Source organism: Bradyrhizobium sp. UFLA05-112 (genome assembly GCF_053572325.1).
Map to the genome: position 1 here is coordinate 110,778 of NZ_JBANBK010000008.1, position 21,644 is coordinate 132,421.

The window sequence follows — 21,644 nt, forward strand, 5'->3', positions numbered from 1 at the left end:
GCAGGTGCAAATGCAGAGTCTCCAGTTGCGGCGGTGCTGACGTGCCCACTCTCGATAAAGTCACCGTGGATCTCATGGTCGTCCTCGGGACGACCACCATGCCGATCCATCAGGTATTACGTCTTTCCCGCGGCGCCATCATCGAACTGGACGCAACCGAGGCCGACGAGGTCAAGGTTTTGGCCAATAATCTGCCCGTCGCCAGCGGCGTCGTGCTGGTCGACCGCAACCGGATCGCGGTCGAGGTCAAGCAGATGCTGCCTCGCTCGCCCGGGACACGGTAACGGCGCGGGCAGGGGCGAAACTTTCCTCAGAAGCTTGTGGAATTTGCGGCCTCAGCAGGCTTGTACCCCCCTGATGGATTTGTTAGATCGGCGCCGGTTGATCCGGCCGGCGCGAGCCCAAGCCGGCTTCTTAAAGCGCTCGTGGCGGAACTGGTAGACGCGCTGCCTTGAGGTGGCAGTGGGTAACACCGTGGGGGTTCGAGTCCCTCCGAGCGCACCATTGGCATTGAAATCTCAGGATTTCTTTCGCCCGTTACTTTCAAAGGTCACTATTCTGTTCTGATCGTTGGCATTGCCCGAGCGGCGATGTTCTCGATTTGATCATGGGACGACATCTTCGCCATCCCCGCCGCGGTGCCGAGCGGTCACAGCGCGCGATACTTCGGTATGTCCTCCTCTGTCCACGGAACCCAGCCGCTGCTCTCGAATTTCCGGCGGACAATCAGCTCGCTTTCAACGGTGTTGCGCGCCGACGAGGTGATCGAATGAGCCGCCTTGTTTGTCCTCAAGCTCAATCCGGGATTTGCAGCACTTTCGCGGCCTTTTGGTAGATGCCCGTAAGATCGTCGAGCATATGTAGCGCCTCGGTGAATTGCCTGAAATTGTAGTCCGGACGTAACGCACTGATGCGTTGACGTGCCGCTCGGGCCTCCTCGATGCGGCCAGCGGCCGCAAGCGTCAGCGCTGCTACGGCATGTGCATGAAAATGATCGCCGGCATGCCGTTCAACAAGCGCCGCACAGTCCGCGGCCTCCTGGATCTTGCCGAGCCGCAACAAGGCGAACGTTCGCACTCGATGCGTCCCGAACATCATCGGATCAAGCGGGCTGAGCTGCGCTGCGATGTCGGCTGCGTCGATCGCGCACCCGGGATCGCCGGTCTGGCATTGCACAAAGGCCATAGAGTAGTGAGCAAACGCATAATTGGGACTCAAGCGAATCGATTGATTGAGCTCGCCAACGGCGCCGTCGTGCGCGTGCGCAAGCCATAGCGCCCGGCCGATCGCACAATGTGCCGCCGGGTCGCTGGGATCCGCCTGCAAGGCCTGTTCGGCAGTTTCGATCGCCGACGCAATCTCGTGTTCGGACTTACGCACGTGCAGATGGAACGCGTTCTGAAAATGTGTGAACGACATTCCCGCATAACTTCGCGAGAAGGTCGGGTCGAGAGCTATTGCCCTGGTGAAGAACTGCTGCGCCTCTCGATTGCTCTCGCTCGTAAAGCGATGCATGTGGGAGAGCCCCAGATGGTACGCCTGCCACGCGTCGAGCGAGGCAGGCGGCATGAGCAGCGCACGGTTGCGTTCGATAACGTGAATTTCCGCATCAAGACCCGAGACGATCCGCGTGGCCAGCAGCGGAGGCGCAGCGAAGGAATCGACGGCGTTGCAGCTGAATTCGTCAACCCAGAAGATGCGATCGCTCTTGGGGTCGATGAGCTCGACCGAGACAAGATATTTCCTGCCGTCGCGTCGCAGATGGCCGGACGCAACATATTGCGCGTTCACAATCCCGGCGGCCGTCGAGGGCGTCTGGCTGCGCAGCGAAAAAGCCGTACCGCGGGCAATGACGCGGATGCTTCGCAGCTTGGCAAAACCAAAGATGATGTCGCTTGTGACGCTGTCGGCATCCGCAACGTTTTCCTGCGCCGCTGTGAACGGCATCAGCAGCAGCGTCGGCCTATTCGTGGCCACCGCTTGCTGATCCGTCGGCGGCTCGAAATGCGCGACGCCGGCCGAACTGACACTGGCCGGCCTCGAACCCGAGCGTTGTGCCGCCGCCAGAACGGCCTTGAGCGATGCCGGATCGATGCCTCCGGTCTGGAATTGCCTCACCGCTGCGTCGATCTGGTGCTCGGCCTCGGCATAAAGCCCGCGGCGAAGCAGCGTGCGAACGAGCTCGATGTGAACCGCTTCGTCGAACGGCGCAATTTCGATGCACTGACGCAGCAATGCGATGCGGTCATCGTTCTCCGGAGGCAGGATGAAGATGAGCCGTTCGAGGAGCTGTTGGCGCCATTGACCGAAACGGTGCCGTTGGCTTGCGAGCCAATTCTCGAACGACGGGGCCCTTTCGATCGAGAGACCTTCGAGAAAGTCGCCGCGAAACAAAGCCAGTAGCGAGCGAAGGTCGCTCGGCGAGGGACTGCTTAGCGTCCTCTGCGCACTGCGCGCAACGGCGAGGGCATCCACGTGGAGCGACGCCGTATCGAGGCTGACTTGCCTGCGGTCGGCGATGAGCCGCTTCGTCGCCTGTCCATCGACCAGAGACCTCAGCTTGGAAAGGCACCAACGTAATTCGCCTCTGGGATCATCGGCGACGTCCCAGAACAGCTCGCAGAGTTTTTCGCGGGTGACCGGACGCGGCGCCATCGCCAGATAGGCAAGGAGCGCCCGCACCTTGCGCGAAGGCGGCTCGGATAACTCCGCCCCATTCCGGATGATCTGCAACGGTCCCAGCAAAAGCACATGGTCCGCCGGAGTGGCCATTTCCATGATTTCTCCAACGCTTGCTCCAACGACGGCCGCCTAACTTCAAGGTCTTAGGGTTTGCCGGGCCCTTGGGAAAGTAACAGATGATCGATTGCTCCAGATGGAAGGATTGTAAGCAAAATCAATATTTTATGAGGCTGGGTGGGAAGGATGGGCTGCAGGTGACGCCTAGGGCGCGTGGCCGGGAGAAGTCGGATGACGACAAAGGATGTGGGCATTGTGCTGGCTCATGGCGCATGGGCGGATGGATCGAGCTGGGCGCGCGTCATAACCGGCCTCGCGGCCCGCGGCGTGAAGGCGTCTGCGGCGCCGCTGCCGCTCACGTCGCTTGCCGACGACGTTGCCGCGCTCAATCGCAGCATCGGGCGCATGTCCGGACCGGTCGTCCTGGTCGGACATGCCTATGCGGGTGCCGTCATTGCATTGGCGCGGCCCGAGCAAGTGAAGGCGCTGGTCTATGTTGCCGCACTGGCGCCGGACGAGGGTGAGAAGGTCGAGGACGTGTTCTATCGCGCGGAACCGCATCCGCTGGCGCCGAAGCTTGCACCGGACGCCAACAATTTGATTTGGCTGCCCGACGATGCCTTCGCCAAATCTTTCGCGCCGAACGCTTCGGCGGAAGATCGGTCGGTGCTCGCCGCGGTGCAGCGGCCCATCTCGCTGGCGTGCATCACGGTCCCGGCAGGGCGTCCGTTATGGAAGGACGTTCCGACGTGGTTCATGCTCGCGGAGCAGGATCATATGATCATCCCAGCGACGCAGCATTTCATGGCCGAGCGCATGAAAGCGAAGATCAGGTCGCATGCCGTCGACCACACGCCGATCGTCACGGCTCCCGGACCTGTCATCGACATCATCCATGACGCGGTCCAGTCGGTCGCCGGCAACTGATCGGTTACGGCCAGGCTCGCGACGAAGCATCGGTCGCGGAGATCGAATTTGCAGGTAGGAGAATCCGATGGCGCCTTTCAGATACCGCAAGGTCAATGTCGACGGGTTCAATGTGTTTTACCGAGAGGCCGGCAGAAGCGACGCGCCGGTGTTGCTGCTGCTTCACGGCTTTCCGTCCGCGGGCCACATGTTTCGCGAGCTCATTCCCATGCTTTCGGATCGGTTGCGCCTGATCGCGCCGGACCTGCCCGGCTTCGGCCAGTCCGACACGCCGCCGCGCGACACTTTTTCCTATACCTTCGCTAAATTGGCTGACGTGATCGAGCGCTTCACGGAAGTGATCGGTCTGTCGCGGTTTGCGATCTACGTTTTCGACTACGGTGCGCCCACCGGCTTTCGCTTGGCGGTTCGCCGTCCCGAGCGCATCAGCGCGATCATCTCGCAGAACGGCAATGCCTATGAGGAGGGGCTGAGCGACGGCTGGATCCCGATCCGCGCGTACTGGCAGGACCCGTCGGAGAAGAACCGTGCCGCGCTCAGGGCCTTTCTTTCGCCGGAGACCACGCTCTGGCAATACACCCATGGTGTTGCCGACACATCGCGTGTGTCTCCGGATGGCTATTCGCTCGACAATTTCTATCTGGCACGTCCCGGCGCTCATGACGTGCAACTCGATCTCTTTGGCGATTACAAGAGCAATGTCGCCATGTATCCGGAATTCCAGGCTTACTTCCGCCAGCACAAGCCGCCATTTTTGGCAACCTGGGGTAAGAACGATCCATTCTTCCTGCCGGCAGGGGCGGAGGCATTCAAACGCGACTTGCCGCTCGCCGACATACGCTTCTTCGATACAGGTCACTTCGCCTTGGAGACGCACTGCGAGGACATCGCAAAAGCCATCGGCGATTTCCTGGATGCGACCAGATCGAAGGCAGCGTAGCGATGTCAACGCAAGGCCCGCATCAGCGGAGAAGCACATGCCTCACCTAGAGCAATTGGACGCCCTCATCCTTGGCAGCGGAACCGGCGGCAAGCTTCTGGCTTGGCACCTGGCCCGATCAGGGTTCAAAACCGCGGTGGTCGAGCGGCGATGGATCGGCGGCTCCTGTCCCAACGTTGCTTGCATGCCGACCAAGAATGAGATCTCGAGCGCAAAAGTCGCGCATGTCGCGCGTCAGGCCGGCGAATACGGCACCTTGGCCCATAACGTCACTGTCGACATGGCAACGATTCGTCAGCGCAAGCGCGCGATGGTCGAGCGCCAAGTTGCGAAGCACATGCAGATCTACCAGGCGAGCGGCGCAGAACTGATCACGGGCAGCGGACGTTTCATCGCGCCGAAAACCGTTGAAGTGAATTTGAACGGCGGAGGCACGCGCGAACTCGCGGCCGATAAGGTTTTCCTCAATGTCGGAACCCACGCGGCAATTCCACACGTTCCGGGCCTTCGAGCGGCTGGGCCGCTCACGCATGTGGAGGTTCTGGAGCTTGATTATTTACCGCGACACCTGATCGTGATCGGCGGGGGCTATTCGGGGCTGGAACTTGCACAAGCCTATCGTCGCTTTGGCAGCGATGTAACCATTATCGAATCCGGTCCTCAACTCCTGGCTCGCGAGGATATCGACGTCTCGGAGGAGATGAGGCGCATTCTCAGCAGCGAAGCTATTCGAGTTCTTGTCGCGGCCGAGCTGCTTCGGGTAAGCGGGCGATCCGGAGATGTAGTTTCTGTCGTGGTGCGCACCCCCTCGGGAGAGCAGCAAATCGATGGCAGCGATATCCTGGTAGCAGCAGGGCGTATTCCCAATACGGCTGAAGTTGGCCTGGATAAGGCCGGCGTCGAGCTGGACGCGCGCGGTTTCATTCGCGTCAACGATCGGCTGGAAACGAGTGCGCCGGATGTATGGGCGGTAGGCGAATGCGCGGGCAGTCCGCAATTCACTCACATATCTGAGGACGACTTTCGAATCGTACGCGACAATCTGGCGGGAGCAAGTCGCAGCACGCGCGGCCGGCTGATTCCGTATTGTATGTTCACCGATCCGCCTCTTGCCCATATAGGGCTGAGCGAAGGAGAGGCGGAACGCCAAGGTATCATTACTCGTGTCGCAAAGCTGCCGATGGACTCTGTGCTCGGAGCGCAGGCGACTGATCAGACACAGGGCTTTATGAAGGCACTTGTCGGCGACGGCGACGACCGCATCCTCGGTTTTACGATGATTGGTGCCGCTGCCGGCGAGGTCATGGCGGCCGTACAAATGGCCGTGTTGGCAGGCCTTCCGTATTCCAGCCTGGCTGGCGCAGCTCTTGCGCATCCAACAATGGCTGAAGGGCTCGGCGCATTATTTTCGGTCGTGCCTCCTCGCGAGGTGCAACAGACCAGCTCAAAGGCGGCTTAGTGATGTCCAATCAGCTTCATCGCTGCGATCCGCAGTCGGTTGCGGTCGGTTGAATGAGAACGTTGGGCTGACGAGGATCTGGAAAAGTCCGCTCCGTGGCCGCTGTTGAGGAACGACATGATGAAGCAGGTGAGCCAGCTTGTTCGTTATGCTTCGAGGACCATTCCGTTCCGGAGCGATCTGGACCGTCATCTAATTCGTGCCGCGATGGTCTTTACCTTCTTCGCATTCAGCGTCCAGAAATGGAACCAGTATACCGTTGAGATGCTGGTGCCTTTGATCAGCCATAGCCCCGTCGTCTTTTGGCTGATCCCGGCCTTTGGCGTGCGGGGCGCAGGCTACTTCCTCGGGACGACCGAAACGATCTTCGGCTGTCTCATCTTCCTTGGCTATTGGAGCTCGAGGCTGGGCATCCTGGGGGCGCTCGGGTCGATCGTAACTTTCGTCGGCACCACGAGCATCATTCCCTTTCTGCCAGATGGCTGGGCCCCTGAGGCGGGTGGATTTCCGATCATGACCCTGCCGGTCGGCTTCCTCATGAAGGACGTTCTGTTCCTCGCCGCGTCGTTCTACCTGCTCAAGCAAGATGTGACACGTGCGGCGCTGGAGGATGAGCGGTCATCCGGTCACGCAGAACTGCACGCCGCCGCGCAGATCCGCATCGACGCCGGTGAGGTAAAGTCGATCTAACCGGGTCACCGCAATATTGGAGGCTGACCATGTCCGATCTTCCACTGATCGTCTTTGACGTCAATGAAACACTGCTCGACCTTCGTACCATGGAGCCGACCTTTGAGCGCATCTTCGGCGACAAGCGGGACATGCGGCTTTGGTTTGCCAACTTCATCATGTATTCGGCGGCGCTCACGGTGGCCGGCTGTTATGTACCGTTCACCGACATCGGTGCGGCCGTGATGAAGATGCTCGCGGATACGCAAGGCATCCAGATCAGTGATGCGGACAAGCGAGAGCTCACCGAAAAATTCTCGACCATGCCGCCCTATCCGGAGGTGCCGGGCGCTTTGCGAAAGCTGCGTGGCGCCGGGTTCCAGCTCTTCACGCTCACGGATAATTTGCTCGAGGTGCAAACCCGTCAGCTCGAGCATGGCGGCATTGTCGATTTGTTCGAGCGGCGGTTCAGCGCGGACGGCGTGAAGCATCACAAGCCCTCGCGCCAGGCCTACGGCTATGTTGAAAAGGAACTTGGTGTCCGTCCATCTCAGCTCTGCCTGATCGCCTGTCACACCTGGGACACGCTCGGTGCGGTCGCGGCCGGTTGGGAAGCAGCCCTCATCAAGCGCATCGGCAATGATGTCTTGGGCGTCGGCCCGCAGCCGCACATCATAGGCAATGATCTAAGCGACGTGGCCGACCAGCTGATCGAGCGCCACAAGCGGCGCGCCTGATCCGCCCGCTGACGAAATTGCCGCCGACCAGCAATTTCAACCTGACCCAGGCTGTGCTGGAGGGCATGATCGCCCAGAAGGAGGGCACGATCATCACCATCTCTTCGCTGGCGGTCGTCAATCCGAACTTGCTCGGAGGTGCTGCCTACGGCGCGGCCAAGGCCGGCGTGAAGAATTTCATGACCTTCCTGCACAACACGTACCGCAATCAGGGCATCCAAGCGACACGATCCTGCCGGGCGAGACCGATACTCCGATCATGGACAATCGCGCACGGCCCCCGTTGCAAAACGAACGTGCGGTGATGCTCAGCCCACATGATGTCGCGCGCGCGCCCCAGCGATCTCTCTCAAAACATGGGGTACCCGCCAGCGCCGCCATTCGGTCAGCCGCGGCCGCAAGCCGTCACCGAGCGGGTCGGCTTTGCCGTGAAGAAGACTCGCGCTGCGTGCAAGGTCGCCGGTACGCTTGTGACGTCGGACGAATTGCCGTCCTGGCTCGAGCAGGGCGTGCGATACTTCTACATTCATTCCGATCCGTTCCTTCGCGTCGGTCTGGCCGGCGTGAAGAAGATGCTCGGTCGGTAATTCCGTTCGCGGAAGGGCGAACCTCGGAATGATACTCAGTTCGCGAAACTAAAGCATGATCCGGAAAAGCGTGCAGCGGTTTTCCAAGAAGATCATGCTCAAACAATGACCTAAAGCGCGATGACGATTCATCCCGATCTCATGCGCTTTGGTGTGATTCGACGCCTTGCACGTGCATTTGACGGATCTGGCACGGAATCGATGGTCCCGCTGCGCTCTGGGGCGGTTGGCCATGTGATCCAGTTTTCATCATGCCCTTCACGCTCTATTGAGGCGCTTCCCGAACTGCGCAAGTGTGGATTCGTTCGATAATTCGGATAAGCTAGTTTCAAGAAACACAGAGGGATACCAATCGACCCGCCGGGAGGAAGTCATGCTCGACACCACGCTCAACGCGCGCGTCCAGGTCTTTCTTGACAAATTCGAAGCGGCTCTTGCGGCAGGTGATCTCGATGCCGCCGCAGCGATGTTCGCTTCGGAATGCTACTGGCGCGACCTCGTTGCTTTCACCTGGAATATCAAGACCCTGGAAGGCCGCGATCAGGTCCGGGAGATGCTCAGCTCTTGCCTTGAGCGCACAAAGCCGCGCGATTGGAAAGTCGCCGATGGGGAAAGCGCGACCGAAGCCGGCGGCGTAACCGAGTGCTGGATCTCGTTCGAGACTGAACTCGCGCGCGGCTACGGCTTGATCCGCCTCCAGAACGGCCAGATCTGGACCCTTCTGACGACGATGGTCGAGCTCAAAGGTCACGAGGAAAAGGCGGGTTTCACCCGCCCGCTCGGCGCCCGGCACGGAGTCAATCCCGGCGCCAAGACGTGGAAGGAGTTGCGCGACGAGGAGACCGAGCAGCTCGGCATCAAGACCCAGCCCTATGTGCTCATCATAGGCGGCGGCCAAGGGGGCGTCGCGCTCGGAGCGCGGTTGCGTCAGCTTGGCGTGCCTACCATCATCGCCGAGAAGAACGAACGCGCAGGCGATTCCTGGCGCAACCGGTACAAGTCGCTCTGCCTGCATGACCCGGTCTGGTATGATCATTTGCCATACATCGACTTCCCGAAGAACTGGCCGGTATTTTCGCCGAAGGACAAGATCGGCGACTGGCTGGAGATGTACACTAAGGTCATGGAGCTGAACTACTGGACCGGTACCACGGTCAAACACGCCGACTGGGACGATACCCGCAAAGAATGGACGGTCGCCGTCGAGCGCAATGGCAAGGAGATCACGCTGAAGCCAAAGCAGCTCGTGTTTGCGACCGGTATGTCGGCCAAGCCGAACATGCCGCAATTCAGAGGCATGGACGCTTTCAAGGGCGAGCAACACCATTCCTCGCGCCATCCAGGTGCCGACCGCTGCAAAGGCAAAAAGGTAGTTGTAATCGGCTCGAACAATTCCGCGCATGACATCTGCGCCGCCCTATACGAGGCCGGCGTCGACGTGACCATGGTGCAGCGCTCGACCACCCATATCGTGCGCTCGGATTCGCTGATGTCATCGATAGCGGATCTCTATTCCGAGCGCGCCGTCCGCGGCGGCATGACCACGGCAAAGGCTGATCTGATTTTCGCCTCGCTGCCATACAAGATCCTGGCCGGATTCCAGAAGCCGGTCTATGACAAGATCCGCGAGGATGACGCCGAATTTTATGCGGGGCTAGCGAAAGCCGGTTTCCGTCTCGATTTCGGCGACGATGATTCCGGGCTGTTCATGAAATATCTGCGGCGCGGCTCCGGCTATTACATCGATGTCGGCGCTTCGCAGCTCATCATCGACGGCAAGGTCAAGCTGGCCGCGGGGCAGGTCGAGGAAATCACGCCCAACGGCGTCAAGCTCGACGATGGCAAGGAACTGCCCGCTAATGTAATCGTCTACGCGACTGGCTACAGCTCGATGAACGGCTTCGTTGCCGACCTCATCAGCCGGGAAATGGCCGACAAGGTCGGCAAGGTCTGGGGGCTCGGCTCGAACACGACCAAGGACCCCGGCCCATGGGAAGGCGAACAGCGCAATATGTGGAAGCCGACACAGCAGGAGGGGCTGTGGTTCCACGGCGGTAATCTGCACCAGTCGCGCCATTACTCGCAATTCCTTTCGCTACAGTTGAAAGCACGCTACGAGGGCATCCCAACGCCGGTCTATGGCTTGCAGACCGTCTATCACAAGGCCTGAACTTTCACGGCACGTGCTCGCGGGTTGGCGTCGCAATGGACTTGCGCGCTCGGAGAAAGGTTTCTCTCGACGAGCTGCTGTTGTTCGACATCGGCCGGGATGGCTATCATGTCTTGGTCGTAGCGCGAGCGTCGGAGACGTTCGCTGTCTATCATCCGGCAAGGGATGCGATGGTCCGAAGGTCCGCCAGCCGAGCGATAGAGCGCGCCGCGAGTTGCTGAGCCAGCTCCAACCGAGACTGGTCGACGGCATTGTCTGCTTCATCCAGATAAATCGAAGACAGCTGCTCCGCGCGACGAAGCACGCGCCGCTTGATCTCGTCGAGTGCGTCGGTGTGCGGCAGCGTGTCGTTCGTCCCGGTGATCAACCCCTGCGAGCCGTCTCCGATCAGGGACAGGAGGTGTCCTCGCTGCGGCGCGGGCGCGTCCTGCGACCATCGATAGATGTCACGGAGGAGGAGGCTCTCAAGCAGCGCAGCCGAGGACAGCTCAGTGGTTTCCGGCGCGTCCCCTGCGAGGGCCTCTCTTCGCTCAGTCCGCCATGCCCGGCGACGTTCGCGGCGAAGCAGATTGCCGTCGCGCAGCGCCTCGCGGGCCATACTCTCGGCGACCGTGCGCACGATTCCCGTCTCCGCGCGCGCTGCAACATATGTCCAGAAGATGAAAGCACGTTCGCGGTGCCTGACGGCGAGAGCCCAAGCGCCATAGGCGGTCGAAAGGAGGGAGTTCTTGAAATCGGAAAGCTCTTCCGTGGGAACCAAATCTACCGGCATCCACCTCAGATCGGCCTGAGCCGGCGCGCGTCCGAGAGCCGCGATGCAGGCTTCTTCGATTAATCCAGCGCGTTCGTTTTCCTGCTGACTCAACACTTCGAATACGCAACGGACGGGCTCGAAGGCATCGTCACCGGCCGCGGCGAGCTTGCCATAGTGCTGCGCAGCCCTTTCGCTCTGAGCCAATGCAATCGCATAGAGCTCACCGGTATTCCGAACGGGAGCGGGCGGCTCTGCGGCCAACAGGGGTTCGCTGCGCATCTTGGGTTCCAATCAGGCTGCAGAGCTTGATCTGAACCAGATCGCGTTAGTTTGAGATAGCGCAAAGGCGAGCGCAGTCGCGCTGGTACAAGGAGCGGGATTCAGAACAACGGCGTTCTGCTAACTGGAAGCGGCGCCCTTGCGAAAATTCCTCGGCATCCGTCTGTTCTTGGGGTTGGCACTCGCCATTCTCGGCTGGAACGGCTCCGGCTGTCCGGCCAATGCGGCTGGCAGATTGAGCGAGTATCTGCCGAAGGCAGAGTCGGGCGAATTGGTCCCCGGCGCAAACAGGCTCGGATCGCCGCAAGGCGATCCGGCGATCGCGGCGGCATATAAGGACGATCAGCTTCTCGGGTTCGTCTACCTGAATTCGGACTTCGCCAACGCAACCGGCTACTCCGGCAAGCCAATTCAGCTTTTGATTGGCATCAGTCCGAAAGGCATCCTCACAGGCCTCAAGCTGGTCGAGCACAAGGAGCCCATCGTTCTGGTGGGTATTCCGGAAAAACGCATCTTGGAGGCCGTCAACAAGCTGATCGGCACCGACATGGAACCCGTCGTGCGCGGAGCGGTGCCCGCGCCGCAGGTCGACATCGTCAGTGGCGCGACGGTCACCGTTCTGGTGATGGGAGACAGCATCGTCCGGTCCGCGACCAAGCTCATCAAGAGCGGTCGTCTCGATGCTCAGGGCAATGCGCACGCCGACACGGCTCCTCAAGCCACCAAAGCGATTGATCCCAGCAAGAGCGAGATCCGCGATTGGCCAAGCCTGGTCGGTGACGGCTCCGTTCGCCGCCTGGCCCTGTCCGTTGCCGATGTCAACATGGCTTTCGAGAAATCCGGCAATGCGGCTGCGGCGGCGCGTACCGAGGAAGGGGACCCCGGCGACACCTTCATCAACCTCTATGTCGCCGACGTTGCGGTGCCGACCATCGGCCGCAGCCTGCTCGGCAACGACGGATACGATCGCCTGACCGCGAAGCTCAAGCCGGGTCAGCAGGCTCTCGTCGTCGCAGGTTCTGGCCGCTACTCCTTCAAGGGAGCCGCCTACGTTCGCGGCGGGATCTTCGACCGGATCGAGTTGATCCAGGAGACCAATAGCATCCGCTTTCGCGATCGCGACCACACTCGGCTGGGGAGCCTCGAGGCCGAGGGCGCGCCCGACTTTCCCGAGATCGCGCTTTTTGTCGTGCCGGCAGAATTCAATTTCGATCCGACCGAACCGTGGACGCTGCAACTGCTCGTGCAGCGCGTCGTGGGCACGCGAGAAAAGGCATGGGTGACTTTCGAACTGGGGTATGCGCTGCCCGATGTCTACGTGAAGCGCGAGCCGATCAGGCCGGTGGCGCAGCAGTCGGCCGCCTCGCCGGCTAAGATGCCGGAGGGAACGCCTGTATCGACGGCAGAACAACGCAGCACTGCGATACCGCCTGGCGCCGAAGATGAACCGCTGTGGATGAAGATCTGGCGAGGCAACATCGTCAAGATCAGCACGACGGTCCTCGCGCTTGGCGCGCTCACCCTGATCTTCTTTTTTCAGAATCAGCTCGTGCGCCGCCCGCAGGTCTACACCTGGGTGCGCCGGGCCTACCTCGCGTTCATCCTCGTGTGGCTCGGATGGTACGCGAATGCCCAGCTTTCGGTCGTCAACGTCCTGACGTTCGCCAATTCACTACTGACAGGATTCAGCTGGGAATACTTCCTCTCCGCACCGCTGATCTTTCTGCTGTGGTGTTCGATCGCCGCTGGGCTTTTGTTTTGGGGACGCGGTCCGTTTTGTGGCTGGCTCTGTCCATTTGGCGCCCTGCAGGAACTCCTCAACAACGTCGCGCAGGCGATGAAGATTCCGCAATATCGATTGCCGTGGGGTCTTCATGAACGGCTGTGGCCACTAAAATACATCATTTTTCTCGGCCTGTTCGGGATGTCGTTGTACTCGACCGCGTTCGCCGAGCAGCTTGCGGAGGTCGAACCCTTCAAGACTGCGATCGTCCTGAAGTTCGCGCGCGAATGGCCATTCGTGATCTACGCGCTGACACTTCTGTCAGCGGGATTGTTCGTCGAGCGCTTTTTCTGCCGCTACGTGTGCCCACTCGGCGCGGCGCTGGCGATTCCGGGCCGCATCCGAATGTTCGAATGGCTGCGCCGCTGGCCAGAATGCGGCTCGCCATGTCAGCGCTGCGCTGTCGAATGCCCGGTACAGGCGATCCATCCCGAAGGGCACATCAATGTCAATGAGTGCATCTACTGCATGCATTGCCAGGAGCTCTACTTCGACGACCACCGCTGCCCGCACATGATCCAGGTGCGGCTTAAGCGCGAGAAGCGGGAAGCCCTCTCGTCTCAGTCGATGCGCAGCGGCGGCAAGGGTCCAGGCACGATCATCACCGCGGGCGGCAAGCCGGTTGCGCTGCCGCGTACAGAAGCCATCACCCCACCATCAACTTGAAGAGCCAGGAGGATAGCATGAGTGAGAACGAAAATGGAAAATCCGTCAGTCGACGCACCTTGTTGGGGACCTCGGCTGCGGCCGCCGGCGTAGGCATCGCGGGCGGCGTCGGCCTGTCGAGCGACGGCCGCGGCCTCGTCGCGGCTGCGGACGCGCAGACCAATGCGGCACCAAAGGCGCCGACGGCGCGTCCAGCAGTGCAGAAGACCGAGGTGGCGCCGGGCGAACTCGACGAATATTACGTGTTCTTCTCCAGCGGCCAGTCCGGCGAAATGCGCATCATCGGCCTGCCCTCGATGCGCGAGCTGATGCGCGTTCCCGTCTTCAACCGCTGCAGCGCCACGGGATGGGGACAGACCAATGAAAGCCTGAAGGTGTTGACCGAAGGGATGCAGCCGGCCACCCGCGAATTGCTCAAAAACCGCGGCGGCACGTTCATGAACGGCGACCTGCATCACCCCCACATCACGTTCACCGACGGCACCTATGACGGCCGATTTGCATTCATGAACGACAAGGCCAATAGCCGGGTCGCGCGCGTGCGCCTCGACGTCATGAAGTGCGACAAGATCATCGAGTTGCCCAACCAGCATACGGTCCACGGTCTGCGACTGCAAAAATATCCCCGCACCGGATACGTGTTCTGCAACGGCGAGGATGGCGTGCCGCTCCCGAACGATGGCAAGGTGCTCGACAAGCCGAAGGAATATCACTCGATCTTTACGGCGCTGGACAGCGATACCATGAAGGTCGCGTGGCAGGTGATCGTCGACGGCAACCTCGACAACGTCGATGCCGACTACCAGGGCAAGTACGCGGTCTCGACCTGCTACAATTCGGAAGAGGGCGTCACCCTCGCCGAGATGACGGCCAACGAGCAGGATTGGGTCGTGATCTTCAATCTCAAGCGGATCGAAGAGGGCGTCAAGAAGGGCGACTTCAAGGAGATGAACGGCGTGCCGGTACTCGACGGCCGCAAGGGCTCGCCCTACACGCGTTACGTCCCGGTCTCGAACAATCCGCACGGCTTGAATACCGCGCCGGACGGCATCCATATCGTGGCGGCCGGAAAGCTGTCACCCACCGTCACGGTGATGGATGTCCGGCTGTTCGACCAGTTGTTCGACGACAAGATCAAGCCGCGCGACGTCGTTGTGGCCGAACCCGAACTCGGCCTCGGGCCGCTGCATACGGCTTATGACGGCAGAGGCAACGCCTATACGACGCTGTTCCTCGACAGCCAGGTCTGCAAGTGGAACATCGAGCTCGCCAAACGCGCATTCAAGGGCGAGAAGGTCGATCCCATCATCCAGAAGCTCGATGTCCACTATCAACCCGGTCACAACCACTCGTCCATGGGCCAGACCAAGGAGGCCGACGGGAAGTGGCTGATCTCCCTGAACAAGTTCTCCAAGGACCGCTTTCTTAATGTCGGTCCGCTGAAGCCGGAGAACGATCAACTGATCGACATATCGGGCGACAAGATGGTTCTCGTCCACGATGGTCCGAGCTTCGCCGAGCCGCACGACGCAACGATCGTCCATCGCTCCAAGATCAACCCGATCTCGATCTGGGACAGGGCCGATCCGATGTTCGCCGACGCGGTGAAGCAGGCGAAGGCCGACGGGATCAATCTCGAAGCCGACTCCAAGATCATCCGCGACGGCAACAAGGTTCGCGTCTACATGACGTCGACCGCGCCGGCGTTCGGTCTCGAGACGTTCCAGGTCAAGCAGGGCGACGAGGTGACCGTCTATGTCACCAACATCGACGCCGTCGAGGATCTGACCCACGGCTTCTGCATCGTGAACTACGGTATCCAGATGGAGGTTGCGCCGATGGCGACGGCCTCGGTGACGTTCGCGGCGGATAAGCCCGGCGTCTACTGGTACTACTGCTCGTGGTTCTGTCATGCCATGCACATGGAGATGAAGGGCCGCATGTTCGTCGAGCCCAAGATGGTCTGAAGCGAGGACGGAAAGTGTTTTTCCTGCAACGACTCATTCCGGCGGCGATCCTCGCCGCCGGAGTCTTCGGTCCCGCTGCCGCGGCTGAGCTGAAAGCTGTCGCGTACCAGCCGCTTCAGGCAGTGCTGGACCGTGCGCAGGAAGGCGACGTCGTCAAGCTGGCGCCCGGCGTTTACCGAGGTGCGATCAGGATTGACCGTCGCCTCGTTTTGACCGGGGGACCGGGCGCCGTGCTCAGTGGCGGCGGGGCCGGCAACGTCGTTACTGTCGCCGCGCCTGACGTCACGATCCGCGGCATCACGATCAGGGAATCCGGCCGCGACCTTCAGGCCATGAATTCAGGGATCTTTCTCGAGAAGACCGCCGAGCGCACGGTGATCGAAAACAACCGCCTGGAAGAAAACCTGTTTGGCATCTACGTTCACGGCGCAGCGGGATCCCACGTCGAACGCAACATCATCGAAGGATTGCGCGAGGGGCGCCGCAGCGAGAGCGGGAATGGCGTGTCGCTCTGGAACGCGCCAGACGTCACCATCGCGGAAAACACCTTCCGCTATGGTCGAGACGGCATCTTCACGATCAGCAGCCGCAAGGACCGCTTCATCAACAACCGCTTCGAACAGGTGCGCTTCGCGATTCACTACATGTACACCAACGACAGCGAGGTTAGCGGCAACGTTTCCGTGCGCAATACTGTCGGCTACGCCATCATGTATTCGAACCGACTGGTGATCCGCAACAACATCTCCGATCGCGACCGGGACTACGGGATACTGTTCAACTACGCCAACTACGCCGAGATTGACGGTAACCGGGTCGTCGGCGGACCGCTGGACAATGTCGCGGTCAGCCGCGAAGGGGTGGACGGTGAGAAGGAGATGGTGCCCGACATACGGCCGACGCGGGACGTCGGCAGCGGGCCGGAAAAATGCGTGTTCATCTACAACACCAACCACAACAAGTTCCGCAACAACTGGTTCGAACGTTGCGGCATCGGCGTCCACTTCACCGCCGGCTCAGAAGGCAATGAGATTTCCGGCAATGCCTTCGTCGGTAACCGCAACCAGGTCAAGTACGTCGGCACGCGCGATCTCGACTGGTCCAAGGGCGGCCGCGGCAACTACTGGAGCGACAACCCTGCGTTCGACCTGAACGGTGACGGCATTGCCGACACTGCTTATCGGCCCAACGATCTGGTCGACCGCGTGCTGTGGACGGCGCCGTCCGCCAAGGTCTTGATCAACAGCCCGGCGGTGCAGGTCTTGCGCTGGGCGCAAGCGCAGTTTCCGGCTCTCTATCCCGGCGGCATTGTCGACAGCCATCCGCTGGTGGCGCCGCCGCCGAAGCCCTCTCCCGAGCGGAGTTTCAGATGACCGCGACCGTGTCCGTGACCGGCGTCGACAAGAGTTATCGCAAGGTGCGAGCGCTGCGTGATGTTTCGTTCTCTCTCGTCCCCGGGCGGCTGAGTGCGCTGGTCGGCCACAATGGTGCGGGCAAGACCACGCTGATCAAATTGATGCTGGGTTTGATCCACGCAGACCGCGGCGAAATTCGCATGATGGGGCAAAATCCGGCGGCGGGCGAGTTTTCGGCGCGTCGGCTTCTTGGCTATCTTCCCGAAAACGTCGCGTTCAATGCGGCCCTTACAGGGCGCGAAACGCTGGCATTCTATGCGCGCCTGAAAAGGATCGAGCCGGCCTCGGCGTGGGCGCTGCTCGACCGCGTCGGATTGAGCGATGCCGCCGATCGCCGCGTCGGGACCTATTCCAAGGGCATGCGGCAGCGACTGGGCCTGGCGCAGGCGCTGCTCGGGCAGCCACGCGTGCTGTTGCTGGATGAACCGACCACGGGACTTGATCCGGCGCTGCGGCAAACGTTCTACGAAGTTCTGAACGAATTGCGGAACGGTGGCGCCACCGTCCTGATTTCATCCCACGCGCTCAACGAACTCGAAGATCGCGCCGAGCATGTCCTGATTATGAATCGCGGCCGGCTGGTCGCACAGGGCACGTTGGCGGAGTTGCGCTCGCTCTCGCAGTTGCCGATCCGGGTCTCGCTCGATCTGGTGGCCGGCGCCGATGACGCCATTGCCCCGATCGCGGACGAAACCTTTTCGGCTGCAGGCCGCAGAACCGTGCTGGTGGCTGACGAAAAGGGGAAAATGGATCTGTTGCGCGCGGCTGCGAGCGATCCCCGCGTCAAGAATATCGAAATTGCGGCACCGACCCTCGACGATCTCTACGCACACTTCCTCGACACGCAGGAGAAGGCCGCGTGAGGACAGTCGCAGTCATCGCCTTCAAGGAGATCCAGGAAGGCCTGCGGAACCGCTGGGTATTGGCGACCACGCTGCTGCTCGCCAGTCTTGCCTTGTCGCTGACGTTCCTCGGCAGCGCTCCGACCGGCAACGTTGGTGCCGGTGCCCTCGACGTGGTGGTGGTCAGCCTGTCCAGCCTGACGATCTTTCTGTTGCCGTTGATCGCACTTCTGATCTCGCACGATGCGGTGGTCGGTGAGATGGAGCGGGGCACGATGATCCTGCTGCTGAGCTACCCCGTCGGTCGCAGCCAGGTCATCCTGGGCAAATTCTGCGGTCATGTCCTGATCCTCGCCTTCGCGACGATCCTCGGTTATGGCGCAGCCGCCGCTGCGCTCGCGATCACCGGCGCCTCTGTCCTGGCGGCGAGCTGGTACGCCTTCGCCTCGATGCTTGGAACGTCGATCATGCTTGGGGCTGTATTCGTAGCGATAGGATACCTGATCAGCAGTCTCGTCCGCGACCGTGGCACCGCGGCGGGCCTGTCGGTCGGCATCTGGCTTTTGATGGTGTTGGTGTTCGATATGGCACTGCTTGGGATCCTGGTGATCGACCAGGGACAGATTATCTCGGCAAGGGTCCTCGAATGGCTTCTGTTTCTCAATCCCACTGATCTTTACCGTCTGGCGAATCTCACGGGATTCAATGTGAGCCAGTTTTCCGGCATGGCCGGGCTGTCGGCTACGGCCACCACCGGGATTGCCACGCTCCTGCTGGGGCTGCTGGTCTGGATTGTGGCGCCGCTCGGGCTTGCGGCGACCTTCTTCGCACGGAGGGAACTATGACCCGAAGATCCGTCGGTGCGATCATCATCGCGGCGTTGCTTCTTGGCTGCAATCCTGACACGGGCAACACCAACATGCCGCCGCCGCTTCCTCTTACGCGCGATGCGATGGGCGTCTTTTGCGGCATGAACCTGATGGAGCATCCCGGACCCAAGGGGCAGATCATCACGGCGAGCCGCATCGATCCGTTCTGGTTCACCTCCGTCCGGGATACTGTGGCGTTCACGTTGATGCCGGATCAGCCGCGTGACATCCGGGCGATCTACGTCTCGGACATGGCCCGGGCAACGAGTTGGGAGGACCCTGGCGCAACGAACTGGATCGACGCGCGGAAAGCTTTCTTCGTGATCGAAAGCCGCAAGCAGGGCGGCATGGGGGCGGCGGAGGCAGTGTCCTTCGGGAACCGGGCGGCAGCCGATGGGTTCGCGGCCGATAACGGCGGGCGGGTCGTGACGCTTACGGAAATTCCCGACGCGTACGTGCTGGGTAGCGATGCGGCAAGCGAGTCTGTCGAACATGATCGTGGCGATGTCAGGCTCAACTGAGGACCTCGATGATGCGCAAGCCAACTCTCTCGCGGCGACGGATGATTGCAATCACGGCGACGGCGCTCGGCTCGGCCCTCGCGAGCGGCTCACGTATGGCTCGGGCGCAAGAGGCCGTGCGTTGGCATGGTTCGGCGCTCGGGGCGCAGGTCTCGATGGAGATCTATCATCCGGACCGTGCCGAGGCAGCGCGATTGGTCGGCAGCTGTCTTCTCGACGTGCGCAGGCTGGAGCAGCAATTCAGCTTGTATCGGCAGGAGTCCGCGATCTGCACGCTCAACTCCACGGGCATCCTCGTTGCGCCGGACCCGGACATGGTGGCTCTGCTGGAGGCCTCGCTGGCCTTTGCCGACCTGACCAGCGGCGCATTCGATCCGACCGTTCAGCCGTTGTGGCGGCTCTATGCCGATCACTTTTCTTCGGAGCATCCGGATCCGAACGGTCCGCAGTGGGAGCAACTCGCTGAAGTGCTGACCAGGGTCGGTCGCCGCGGACTGCTGGTGAGGCCAGATCGCATTGCCCTGGCACACCGCGGCGCTGCGATTACTCTGAACGGCATTGCACAGGGGTTTGTGACCGACAAGGTCGTCGAGAAGCTGCGAAAGGCCGGCTTGTCGACGAGCTTGATCAATATGGGAGAGATACGCGCAATCGGGCCGCGACCCGAGGGCGGGCCGTGGCGTGTCGGTCTTGCAGATCCGGACAAAGCAGGCGCTCTCACCGAGACGATCGATCTCGTCGACCGCGCCGTCGCGACAACGGCCGGTGCCGGATTCCGTTTCGACGCCGCGGGTCGCTTTACTCACCTCTTTGACCCCACAACGGGACTAAGTCCGTCGCTCTATCGAACGGTCAGCGTGGTCGCACCGAGCGCAACCGAAGCTGATGCTCTCTCGACAGCCTTCAGCTTGATGGCCATTCCTCGCATACGGGATATCGTCGCCAGCCGTCCGAATGTCCAGGCGCGCCTGATCGATGCAAATGGTCGTTTGACCGTATGTGGCGCGTGAGACGTCGCTTCAGGCTACAGAACCGAAGGGCGACCGCGGATTCGTTCCGTAAGCGACAAAATCAAGGTGCGACGCTCTCGCGCAGTCGGCGGAGCTGAGACCGGAGCCGCTCGCAGCCCAATTCGTTCTCAAACTTGGTGATCGCCTCAAGTGTAGGTTCAGCGCGCATGGTCTGCAGACGCGCCATGTCGCGGGTGCAAGCGTCTTCGGAACGGGTGGACTCATTCTGAGCCTGTTGTCTCGGAGCCGTTTGCGGTGCCGAAGTCCCGCCGGGGGGCAGAGCGGTATCGCCCACATAACTTTCGAATAGGCGCTGCACTTGCGGGCGCAGCCGACTGCATGCGACCTCGCGTTGGAAGTTGGTGATTTCTTCCGGCGCGGGGTTGGCGCGCAGACGCGCCAGCCTCGCTTCGTCGCGGACGCAAGGGTCTGTCGTCTGGGGCGCCGCCTGAGCCGGAAGGGGCATCTTTGGGAGCCCTGCGTTTACGGTTGGCGCAGTGGTTGGCGTTCCCGGCGCTGGACTGACCATGAGCGGCTTCGGCAAGGTCGGCACCGGAACCGGGGGTGGCGCTGGGGCAGCCGCCGGCGCGACTCTTGTTGCGTCCGACGGTGACACCAAGGAGATGGTTGCGCCGCCAAGGGAGCCATAGATGAACGGCTCCTGACGCCCGCCGGTCATGGCGATAACCGCATCGCGGACACGACCGAGTGCGATCCGAATGTCGACGCCAGGCTCGGCAAGGTGTTTCAGCAGCGCGATTGCATAGGGACTGTTGACGCCGTCGCCGTCGTAGGAAATCGAGCCCGCTTTCGCGGCGTAGGCGACCAGCGTATCGGCCCCGACTTCGTCAAGCTTCGCGAGCCCGCCTCTGGACGGTGTGCGGCCTGCCGAGCGCAGCTTGGCCGCAAAGGGGTTATCACGGCAGGCGTCAAGCAGGATCAGGCGCAGGCGGCGTACTGGCTGCAGCGCCCAGATGATGCGGTCGAGCGCGATAGCCTCGTCGTCGACGTCGTAGTCGCGGCTCAACCGGGCATCCACCGGGATAAGATAGTTGGTGCCGCCGATCTCGAGGCCGTGGCCGGCGTAATAGACCACCGCCATGTCGGCGTTCTCTGCCGTGATGAGGAATTCCCGCACGGTTCGTTTGAACTCGACGACGCCAAGGTCGTTGCGCGAAATGACGACTTCAAAGCCGATCGATTTGAACAACGCTGCGATCGCATTTGAGTCGTTGATGGTATTGGACAGCGTGGATGCGTTTTTATAGGCGGAATTGCCGACCACCAGCGCCACGCGACGCTCCGCTGCT

The 21,644-nt window shown here is 61.3% G+C and carries 17 protein-coding genes, 1 tRNA gene and 3 pseudogenes; 17 read left to right on the plus strand and 4 right to left on the minus strand.

Annotated elements, in window-relative coordinates:
* Nucleotides 1-41 precede the first annotated feature (41 nt).
* Together SO180_RS07045 and SO180_RS07050 are read left to right on the plus strand one after the other, a co-directional pair.
* The gene (locus SO180_RS07045; RefSeq protein ID WP_018647371.1) at nucleotides 42-284 is read left to right on the plus strand and encodes a FliM/FliN family flagellar motor switch protein; all 243 of its coding nucleotides are present in this window, start codon (nucleotides 42-44) and stop codon (nucleotides 282-284) included.
* 135 nt (nucleotides 285-419) lie between these two features.
* A tRNA-Leu gene (locus tag SO180_RS07050) sits at nucleotides 420-504 on the plus strand.
* A gap of 291 nt (nucleotides 505-795) precedes the next feature.
* On the opposite strand, the gene SO180_RS07055 is transcribed toward SO180_RS07050, so the two are convergent.
* The gene (locus SO180_RS07055) at nucleotides 796-1,569 is read right to left on the minus strand and encodes a tetratricopeptide repeat protein (protein WP_449378133.1); all 774 of its coding nucleotides are present in this window, start codon (nucleotides 1,567-1,569) and stop codon (nucleotides 796-798) included.
* 573 nt (nucleotides 1,570-2,142) lie between these two features.
* Nucleotides 2,143-2,778 (minus strand): annotated as a pseudogene (locus SO180_RS07060) (AfsR/SARP family transcriptional regulator); the annotation flags it as partial.
* A gap of 192 nt (nucleotides 2,779-2,970) precedes the next feature.
* Here SO180_RS07060 and SO180_RS07065 point away from each other — a divergent pair.
* The 8 genes and pseudogenes from SO180_RS07065 (at nucleotide 2,971) to SO180_RS07100 (ending at nucleotide 10,228) form a co-directional block, all read left to right on the plus strand.
* Entirely contained in the window at nucleotides 2,971-3,666 is a 696-nt protein-coding gene (locus tag SO180_RS07065; RefSeq protein WP_449378093.1) for an alpha/beta fold hydrolase, read from the plus strand.
* 67 nt (nucleotides 3,667-3,733) lie between these two features.
* Nucleotides 3,734-4,606, plus strand: a complete 873-nt coding sequence (locus SO180_RS07070) for an alpha/beta fold hydrolase (protein ID WP_449378094.1) — start codon at nucleotides 3,734-3,736, stop codon at nucleotides 4,604-4,606.
* Between the two features lie 37 nt (nucleotides 4,607-4,643).
* A complete protein-coding gene (locus SO180_RS07075; RefSeq protein WP_449378095.1) occupies nucleotides 4,644-6,065 on the plus strand; it encodes a mercuric reductase in 1,422 nt (473 codons plus the stop codon).
* A gap of 117 nt (nucleotides 6,066-6,182) precedes the next feature.
* Nucleotides 6,183-6,755 (plus strand): YkgB family protein, encoded by a 573-nt coding sequence (locus tag SO180_RS07080; protein ID WP_449378096.1) that lies wholly within the window; start codon nucleotides 6,183-6,185, stop codon nucleotides 6,753-6,755.
* 29 nt (nucleotides 6,756-6,784) lie between these two features.
* Nucleotides 6,785-7,471 (plus strand): haloacid dehalogenase type II, encoded by a 687-nt coding sequence (locus tag SO180_RS07085; RefSeq protein WP_449378097.1) that lies wholly within the window; start codon nucleotides 6,785-6,787, stop codon nucleotides 7,469-7,471.
* A gap of 26 nt (nucleotides 7,472-7,497) precedes the next feature.
* Nucleotides 7,498-7,805, plus strand: a pseudogene (locus SO180_RS07090) (SDR family NAD(P)-dependent oxidoreductase); the annotation flags it as partial.
* Nucleotide 7,806: 1 nt separating this feature from the next.
* Nucleotides 7,807-8,058 (plus strand): annotated as a pseudogene (locus SO180_RS07095) (HpcH/HpaI aldolase family protein); the annotation flags it as partial.
* Between the two features lie 373 nt (nucleotides 8,059-8,431).
* On the plus strand, nucleotides 8,432-10,228 hold the full coding sequence (locus tag SO180_RS07100) for a flavin-containing monooxygenase (RefSeq protein ID WP_449378098.1): 1,797 nt from the start codon (nucleotides 8,432-8,434) through the stop codon (nucleotides 10,226-10,228).
* A gap of 151 nt (nucleotides 10,229-10,379) precedes the next feature.
* On the opposite strand, the gene SO180_RS07105 is transcribed toward SO180_RS07100, so the two are convergent.
* Nucleotides 10,380-11,261, minus strand: a complete 882-nt coding sequence (locus SO180_RS07105; protein ID WP_449378099.1) for a ferritin family protein — start codon at nucleotides 11,259-11,261, stop codon at nucleotides 10,380-10,382.
* A 175-nt stretch (nucleotides 11,262-11,436) separates the two neighbouring features.
* On the opposite strand from SO180_RS07105, the gene SO180_RS07110 reads away from it, so the two are divergent.
* From SO180_RS07110 to SO180_RS07140, 7 genes are read left to right on the plus strand one after another with little or no spacing between them, the layout of a single operon-like run.
* A complete protein-coding gene (locus SO180_RS07110; protein WP_449378100.1) occupies nucleotides 11,437-13,710 on the plus strand; it encodes a 4Fe-4S binding protein in 2,274 nt (757 codons plus the stop codon).
* A gap of 17 nt (nucleotides 13,711-13,727) precedes the next feature.
* Nucleotides 13,728-15,677 (plus strand): TAT-dependent nitrous-oxide reductase, encoded by a 1,950-nt coding sequence (gene nosZ / locus SO180_RS07115; protein ID WP_449378101.1) that lies wholly within the window; start codon nucleotides 13,728-13,730, stop codon nucleotides 15,675-15,677.
* Nucleotides 15,678-15,691: 14 nt separating this feature from the next.
* Nucleotides 15,692-17,050: a nitrous oxide reductase family maturation protein NosD gene (locus tag SO180_RS07120; protein WP_449378102.1), complete on the plus strand. Its 1,359-nt coding sequence runs from the start codon at nucleotides 15,692-15,694 to the stop codon at nucleotides 17,048-17,050.
* Entirely contained in the window at nucleotides 17,047-17,955 is a 909-nt protein-coding gene (locus SO180_RS07125; protein WP_449378103.1) for an ABC transporter ATP-binding protein, read from the plus strand. Before SO180_RS07120 ends, SO180_RS07125 begins: the two co-directional genes overlap by 4 nt.
* Complete coding sequence (locus SO180_RS07130; RefSeq protein ID WP_449378104.1) at nucleotides 17,952-18,779, plus strand: ABC transporter permease subunit; 828 nt, start codon at nucleotides 17,952-17,954, stop codon at nucleotides 18,777-18,779. The genes SO180_RS07125 and SO180_RS07130 overlap by 4 nt, the downstream gene beginning before the upstream one ends.
* Nucleotides 18,776-19,324: a nitrous oxide reductase accessory protein NosL gene (locus SO180_RS07135; RefSeq protein WP_449378105.1), complete on the plus strand. Its 549-nt coding sequence runs from the start codon at nucleotides 18,776-18,778 to the stop codon at nucleotides 19,322-19,324. The genes SO180_RS07130 and SO180_RS07135 overlap by 4 nt, the downstream gene beginning before the upstream one ends.
* An 11-nt stretch (nucleotides 19,325-19,335) precedes the next feature.
* A complete protein-coding gene (locus SO180_RS07140) occupies nucleotides 19,336-20,334 on the plus strand; it encodes an FAD:protein FMN transferase (protein ID WP_449378106.1) in 999 nt (332 codons plus the stop codon).
* A gap of 61 nt (nucleotides 20,335-20,395) precedes the next feature.
* Here SO180_RS07140 and SO180_RS07145 read toward each other — a convergent pair whose 3' ends face one another.
* Nucleotides 20,396-21,628 carry a caspase family protein gene (locus tag SO180_RS07145; RefSeq protein ID WP_449378107.1) on the minus strand — a complete coding sequence of 411 codons (1,233 nt, stop codon included), beginning with the start codon at nucleotides 21,626-21,628 and terminating at the stop codon, nucleotides 20,396-20,398.
* Nucleotides 21,629-21,644: the final 16 nt, after the last annotated feature.